Annotated in this window: 8 protein-coding genes; 2 read left to right on the top strand and 6 right to left on the bottom strand. The window is 47.3% G+C overall.

The annotated features are described in order from the left end of the window. Window positions 1-666 (top strand): GUN4 domain-containing protein (locus P5683_RS21445; RefSeq protein WP_315669476.1); only part of this gene is annotated, 666 nt, incomplete at its 5' end. 79 nt (window positions 667-745) lie between these two features. Here the strand turns inward: P5683_RS21445 and P5683_RS21440 are convergent. Next, window positions 746-964, bottom strand: a complete 219-nt coding sequence (locus P5683_RS21440; protein ID WP_315641031.1) for a hypothetical protein — start codon at window positions 962-964, stop codon at window positions 746-748. Window positions 965-983: 19 nt separating this feature from the next. Here P5683_RS21440 and P5683_RS21435 point away from each other — a divergent pair, with 19 nt between their 5' ends. Continuing rightward, on the top strand, window positions 984-2,588 hold the full coding sequence (locus P5683_RS21435) for an Hsp70 family protein (RefSeq protein WP_315641030.1): 1,605 nt from the start codon (window positions 984-986) through the stop codon (window positions 2,586-2,588). Between the two features lie 109 nt (window positions 2,589-2,697). On the opposite strand, the gene P5683_RS21430 is transcribed toward P5683_RS21435, so the two are convergent. From P5683_RS21430 to P5683_RS21410, 5 genes are all read right to left on the bottom strand, one after another. After that, window positions 2,698-3,258, bottom strand: coding sequence for a PPC domain-containing protein (locus P5683_RS21430; protein ID WP_006624855.1), 561 nt, complete (start codon window positions 3,256-3,258; stop codon window positions 2,698-2,700). Between the two features lie 67 nt (window positions 3,259-3,325). Next, window positions 3,326-4,804, bottom strand: a complete 1,479-nt coding sequence (locus P5683_RS21425) for a trypsin-like peptidase domain-containing protein (RefSeq protein WP_396442578.1) — start codon at window positions 4,802-4,804, stop codon at window positions 3,326-3,328. A gap of 168 nt (window positions 4,805-4,972) precedes the next feature. Then, window positions 4,973-5,503, bottom strand: coding sequence for a Tol biopolymer transporter periplasmic protein (locus tag P5683_RS21420; RefSeq protein ID WP_315641029.1), 531 nt, complete (start codon window positions 5,501-5,503; stop codon window positions 4,973-4,975). Further along, window positions 5,500-6,129: a hypothetical protein gene (locus tag P5683_RS21415; protein WP_315641028.1), complete on the bottom strand. Its 630-nt coding sequence runs from the start codon at window positions 6,127-6,129 to the stop codon at window positions 5,500-5,502. Before P5683_RS21415 ends, P5683_RS21420 begins: the two co-directional genes overlap by 4 nt. Next, window positions 6,098-6,922: a Ycf66 family protein gene (locus tag P5683_RS21410; protein ID WP_315641027.1), complete on the bottom strand. Its 825-nt coding sequence runs from the start codon at window positions 6,920-6,922 to the stop codon at window positions 6,098-6,100. The genes P5683_RS21415 and P5683_RS21410 overlap by 32 nt, the downstream gene beginning before the upstream one ends. Window positions 6,923-7,032 lie beyond the last annotated feature (110 nt).

The following is a 7,032-nucleotide window of genomic DNA, read 5'->3' as shown; positions in this document are numbered from 1 at the left end:
AAATCCCAGAATGAAGCGATCGCATCTCAACTCCAATCCCAGAATGAAGCGATCGCATCTCAACTCCAATCCCAGAATGAAGCGATCGCATCTCAATCCCAATCACGGCTAGAATCCCAGAGAAAAGCGATCGCATCTCAACCTAAGCAGATTTCAAAACCAGTGCCAGATACTCGCATCCTGTCTTCTTCTGGTTTTGATTATAGCCAACTCAACAGATTATTGAAATCAGGTAACTGGAAAGCTGCCGACGAAGAAACGGCTAAGATGATGTTAGCGGTGGCGGGAAAAACCCAACGGGAATATTTAGACGACGATGATATCAAAAACTTTCCCTGCGAGGATTTGCGAATCATCGATGGTCTTTGGGTCAAACACAGCAACGGACGCTTCGGGTTTAGTGTCCAGAAGCAAATTTACATCAATTGTGGAGGTAAGCCTGATGGAAGCTATCCAGGTGCTACAATCATAGAGCGGTATTGTGACGAGGTGGGATGGCGAGTGAATGGGTCGTATCTATCATCATGGTCTGATTGCACGTTTTCGGCGGCGGCGGCTCCCCGCGGCCATCTACCCTACCTACCCGCGAGCGTCCGACGTGTTACTTTGGACGGGTGGGACATGAATAATTGCTTGAAACATCTTCTCTCGCGCACAGACTTGTAACTTGTAGCATATAACCACTTCAGGCAGTTGTCAAGTTCTTGTTATGGGCAACTTTTTCACAGAAACATCGGCTTTTTCCTTATGGGGTGGCTTTGACCAACTTTTGGGGGACTTCTGCAACCTGATAACTTTCTATATCCGGGATATTCCCAGGAAGTTTCATCTGTCGGGGAGATGTATTTTTCCCACTGAGTGAAGAAACCCCGTTTCTATCAGGGTTATGGGTAAATACGGAAAGATGTCCGTAGTAACTGGGTTTCTGAAGCCGATCGCATCTATAATATGAATAGCCCTGCATCCACAGTCAAAAACCCGCGATGGCATCATATAAAATCGGTCTCGACTTCGGCACCACCAACTCCACTATATCCTACCTGGAAAACGGCGAACCGGTCGCCTTTAAATATGGCGAACAACAATCAATTCCCTCCTTCATCGCCTACGAAGACGACGGCTATATCGACATCGGAAAAGCCGCTAGACAAGCAGCAGCCAACGACCCGCAACTAGAAAGTTACGGTAACTTTAAAATGGACTTGCCGCTAACCGACAACTTTGCCAATAATTACTCATCCCAACATACCCCCATCACCGTTACCACGGACTACCTGCGACAACTCCTCCTCTCCCCAGAAAATACCTACAGCTTCCGCCGCCAACAGGGGGAAATCGAGGGTTTGGTGGTGTCGGTGCCGGAAATTTGGCAGCGAGATATCTACAACCGGGGACGGGAAAACCTGCAAACTTTAATTGCCCAGAATTTGGGACTAGAAGAACAACTGATTCAACTGGTGAGTGAACCGGTCGCAGCCGCCGCCTATTACGCCTGGGAAACCCAACGCCGACACCAACGGGAAAATCAGGAACCTTTCCAAGGTAATCTGCTGGTTTGCGATATGGGTGGGGGAACTTTTGATGTCAGTTTGTGCCGCGTTTATGGAGACAAAAAGGTTGAGGTTTTGTACTTCGACGGAGAAGGCGATCGCGGTTTAGACTCAGCGGGGGTAGCCTTCGATCGCCGTTGTGTTATCCAAGCCTACCAACAAAAAAACGGCACAGAACCCGACCTCCACAGCCAGGAATTTATGCACCTCCTACAGAGCTTTGAAACGGTCAAAATCGAGGGGCATGACCGATACACCAGAAAACTCAAAAACTACTGCAAAAGCCCTTCAGACCTCGCAGAAGCCACGCTCTATAGCTTTTCTAGTGGCTATACCATCACCAACGAGCAAGTTTACCAAGCCTTCCAGCCGATCGCGGAGGGAATTTGCCGAGTATTAGAACGGGTAAATCAGTGGATGGCTAAACATCAGCAAGAATGCGATCGCATTTTTTTAGTGGGGGGATTTTGTCAGTTTTACCTAGTGCAAAAAACCATCCTAGATGCCCTAAAAATAACCGAGACAGACCCCCGAGTTGATAATGATTTTAACCTGATTCAGAGTGCCTTTGCCATTTCCTACGGTGCTTGTTTAATCGCCAATGGTTTAGTCCAACCCAGCGAAACCTACATCCACACTATCGGTATTGTGGTGGATATAATCACGGCTTCTATGGAAGTAGAAAAAACATTTATTCCCATCATTGAAGGAGGCACAAATTTAGACGACCTCGCCTCGGTATGCTTGGCGAATATCCCCCCTCTGGAAGCATTCCACGACACCCCAGAGGTGATATTAGGGGTGATTCCCCAATCCAAGGGACCAATTTTTAAAAAGGTTTTACCGGATACGGTCAAACTCCCAATCAGCGCCACCTCAGAAAAATGGCGGGTGGGAATGCGGGTGAACCGTTCCCAAGTAGCTTATTTGGCGATCGTCTCGGTGGGGGGAAAGCGAAAAGTTGAATATGAACTGGGAAATATCATCGCGCAAATGTTCCCAGGTTTTGTCATGCGTGAGGACGAATTTATCAACTGATTACCGAGGAAATATGGCGGTTTTTTTAGGCTACCAAAAAACTCTGCCACCAGGGGAGGAAATACCCCCCTAGGGTTTAAGTGCTATTCAACCGGGGATTAATGGGATTTTATTCAACTTCACTGACCCGCAACTGATAACGACCACGTCCAGTAGCATCATAGGAGTTGACAATCACCCGATAGGTTCCCGTTTCCGGTAAGGTAATAATGATGCGTGAATTGGTGTTAGTTTCATCAATATCATCATTTTCTTCCAGCAGTTCATCTTGGGGATTAAACAATGCTAAATAGGTGTCAAACTCAGAACTTTCCAGGAGAATCTTAACCCTTTTCCCAGCCTCCCCAAAGAAAGTATGTTGATGGAATAAACTACCATCAGTGGGCAAAACTGGATCGCCATCTCTCAGTTCCCCCTCTTCCAACAAAATAATTTCTCCCACGACAGGTTCTGTATCTTGCTGGGGTAAAGACTCCGACTCCGGGAGGGGGATATCAACGGCATCAGGTTCCATACCTTGAGCGAAAGAAGACTCTGAGGGAGCGAAAGAAGACTCTGAGGGAGCGAAAGAAGACTCTGAGGCGATCGCAGAAGAAAAAGGCAGTAGAATCGAAATGGGCAGAAGTGCGAATAGACTGGTGGCTGTAGCCGCGAAAACTTTAATAAGCATAAAAGACCTCAAACAACAAATTAGATTGACCAACCACCAACAGAAACAGTTTCCTCAGCATCAAACCTTATATAGAAACTTCACGAACTGTCAGCAGGTACTGACCACGACCGGTACTATCAAAAGCGTTAACCACGACTCGATAAGGACCAGTAGCAGGGAGAGTCACGGTCAGGCGGGAATTGGTATCGGCATTACTGATATCATCATTTTCACCAACCAGGCGACCATTGGGACCAAACAGCGCCAAATAAGTATCAAAATCAGAACTGGTTAGATCAATTCTCACCGATTGACCGGCCTCTCCATCAAAACTATACTCACGGTAAAGACTACCATCAGAAGGAAGTACAGAAGCGCTGTTAGGGTCTAACATTCCCGATTGACGCAAAATGACATCATCAGAAGAAGAGGGTAACTCGGAACGGCGATCGCCTGCAACGGTCCGCAACCTTAATCGATAGTTTCCGGTTTCTCCAGCCTGGTAGGAGTTAGCCAGCAGGGTATAAGTGCCAGTGGCAGGTAATGTCACCTCAATGCGGGCATTGGTATTATCGCCCCCATCATCATCCTGAGCCAATTCATTGCCATCAATATCGAGTAGAATCAAATAGGAGTCGAAATCATCACTCATCATGTCGATGATTACCCGCTGACCTCGCTGCCCATCAAAAGTATAAAGATTGTAAAAACTGTTATCAACGGGTAGAACATTAGCACCTTCTGCTAGAACTCCCCTAACCTCCTGACCGTCTAATGATAAGTGTTTGGCATCCTGATTGTTAAACATAATCGGACGCTGTTGCTGGGCGGTGCGGGGGGCGCGTCCTTCTTTGGCGGCTTGCAAAAATGGGGGTACATTGTCTACGGAAATGGCAAAACCAATGCCAATATTGCCACCTCCACGACCTCTAGTAAAAATGGCGGTATTCACGCCAATTAATTCCCCTTGACTATTCAGCAGGGGTCCGCCAGAGTTACCTGGGTTGATAGCAGCATCAGTCTGAATTAAATTCCGTTCCTGGTCAATGCGGCTGACAATGCCGACGGTAAAGGTATTTTGGAATTGACCGAAGGGATTACCAATGGCAAAGGCCCTTTGTCCTACTCTGACGGAACCGGGTCTAGCAATGGGAATGGTCGGCAAATTTCTAGCATTGCGAATCCTCAGCAAAGCCAAATCTAGCCCATTCTCGCCATAAGCAACTACATCGGCAACCATTTTACGACCATCGGCAAGTGTTACCTCTACCTCACCGCCTTGGGAGACAACATGGGCGTTGGTAAGCACCATACCATCTGCGCTGATAATTGCACCGCTACCATTAGCTTTATCTGTGTTGATGGAAACTACAGCAGGACTGGCTGTTTCATAAACCCGGATATTCGTTTGTTCCTCGATATCGGAAGCGATGAGAATAGGAGAGGACTCTGGTTCGGTGATGGGGGAAATGGCACTAGCTGGGGCTATATTCAGACCTAGGCTGGTGCTAAGAGTTAAAAATCCAGATGTTATAATATTTAAGAATATATGCTGGTTCATCATGACTGTTTCCCTGATCAGGTATTTGGCTGTCAACTAGGGTGGGGGTTATGCTATTGATTGGATTTTTCTGGGGGAACAAAATTTAGAGCGATCGCTACTTGGGGGAAAATTACCACTACCTTCTAGTTTGACATACTCTACCCAAAACCCGGAAACTCTACCGGGAGTTTAGGGTATATTTAGGGCTTGACCGTATCGGTTATACACGACAATATCCCACTGCCCATTGAGACTAGACTCGAAAGCAATTACACTGGCATCAGCGTTAATGGTGGGATGGCGTACTTGAGCGTTGAGGCTGTCGGTCAGGTTTCTGAGTTGGCGGGTGTTTCGGTTATATAAATAAATATCTGATTGTCCGCCACGGGTAGAATTGAAAACAATATAATTGCCGTCGCTGGAAATGGCGGGTTCTGAGGCGATCGCATCTATGGAATTTAAGCCGGGTAGATCGATAAATTCGGCTTGTTGGCGATCATAAAGATAGATGTCTTGACGACCTTGGCGATCGGATGCGAAAACTAGATAATCAGAAGATATCTGGGGGTTCATCTCAGAACTGGGAGAGTTTACACTGTTTCCGCTAGGGTCGGGGGGTAAATTTAACAGTCGGGGATAGCCACCACAACCGCTAACCATTCCCACACAAATTACTAATAATCCGATTATAAATAGACGTTGGTAATATGGGTTGATCATGATTCAGACAAAGAGGTTTCTGTGTCGAGTTCAATATTCGGACCGCGATCGATAATTTCAATATCCCACTGACCTCGCCTAGATCCCTCAAAGCTGATATAACGACCATTAGGGCTGATGTGAGGATGTCTGACAGCACCTCGATATCCACGGGTGAGCATTTCTAATCGGTAGGTAAGGCGATCGTATAAGTATATATCAGCACGGCCTGAGTCATTGGCGCTATAAACTATATAACGCCCGGTATAACTTAGACTGGGGCTTTCCATTACTGTTAGCGATCGCCTCAATTCTAGCAAGGTTCTATAGCTACGTCGCCGCAGGTCATACAGGAACAATTGATTTTGACCTTCTCGGTTAGACACAAATGCCAAAAAACGACCGTTTCCACTTAATGCGGGTTGCTCATCGGTGGCTATGCTATTGATAGCACCATCAACCATAGAAGAATTGATGGCTACTGAACTACAGCCCACCATGAGCGCCTGAAACAGCAATAAAACCGCCAGGACGAATTTCGCCCTACCAGTCCCCTGACTCCGCCGCCAGGGAAATATTTTTCCCCACAGTCGGCTTTTAGAGTATTGGAAAATCCTAGTATTCCCCAGAGCGGTTGTAATCATCATCTGAGTAGTCTACTGGACGATACTCTACATAGTCGGTGGTCGCCACATCCCTCCGGTCTGGTCGATTGGCGGCTCTGGAAGACCGAGAAGACCGACTTCTGGGGGGTGATGGTTCATCTGTATCTGAGTAGGAGTATCCCACACTCTCAGCGCCGCTGCGGTCTACTGATGCAGGTCTACTGCTGCGAGTCCGACTCGGGCGACTATCGGTTTCTAGGTCAGATTCCCAGCCGTCTGATCTGGGTCTGCTGCTACGGTCGGGCGCAGTTCTGGGGCGCGATCTGCTACGTTCTACGGAACTATTGACGGCGCTACTACTGCGACGACTACTTGGGCGACGACGCTCCGATTCTGTATCATACATATCGGATTTGGAGGGGCGAGAATCTCGGCTTCCGCGAATTTGACGAGCCATGGGGGCGTACTCTTCGACGGGTTCGATTTCATCTAGTTCTGCATCTACCTGATAAACATCACTTACATAGCGATCGTCATCGACAAAAGATGCTCGTTCCTTAGCCTTAGTTGTCGCGACTCCCCGTAGTTTAATACTTTCGACTGCAAAGAAAATAGCAGTCCCAGTTAACATAAACTGACCAAAAGCCAGAATCGGGTCAAGTCTCCATCCCTGAAACAGAAGAATCCCGCCACAGAGTAAACCAACTGCAGCGAAGAAAATATCATGATCACGAGCTAACTTCGGCTTCCACGAACGGAGAAAATATAGCGCGGCACCAGCCACGGCTAGGACAATCCCTAGTAGGCTGCTCCAGTTCAATCCTAAATTGACCATTATCTAAATCTGATACATTTACGCGACATTTTTCCGGTTGTTCCCGGACAATGCGACGATAGCACTATTACCCGTTAAGGTAACAGAGGCGGTATCCCGCAAAGCTTTTA

Source organism: Limnospira sp. PMC 1279.21 (assembly GCF_032349615.1).
Taxonomy (GTDB): Bacteria; Cyanobacteriota; Cyanobacteriia; order Cyanobacteriales; family Microcoleaceae; genus Limnospira; species Limnospira fusiformis.
The sequence above is the reverse complement of the archived record's forward strand: the minus strand, read 5'-3'. Positions and strand labels throughout refer to the sequence as shown.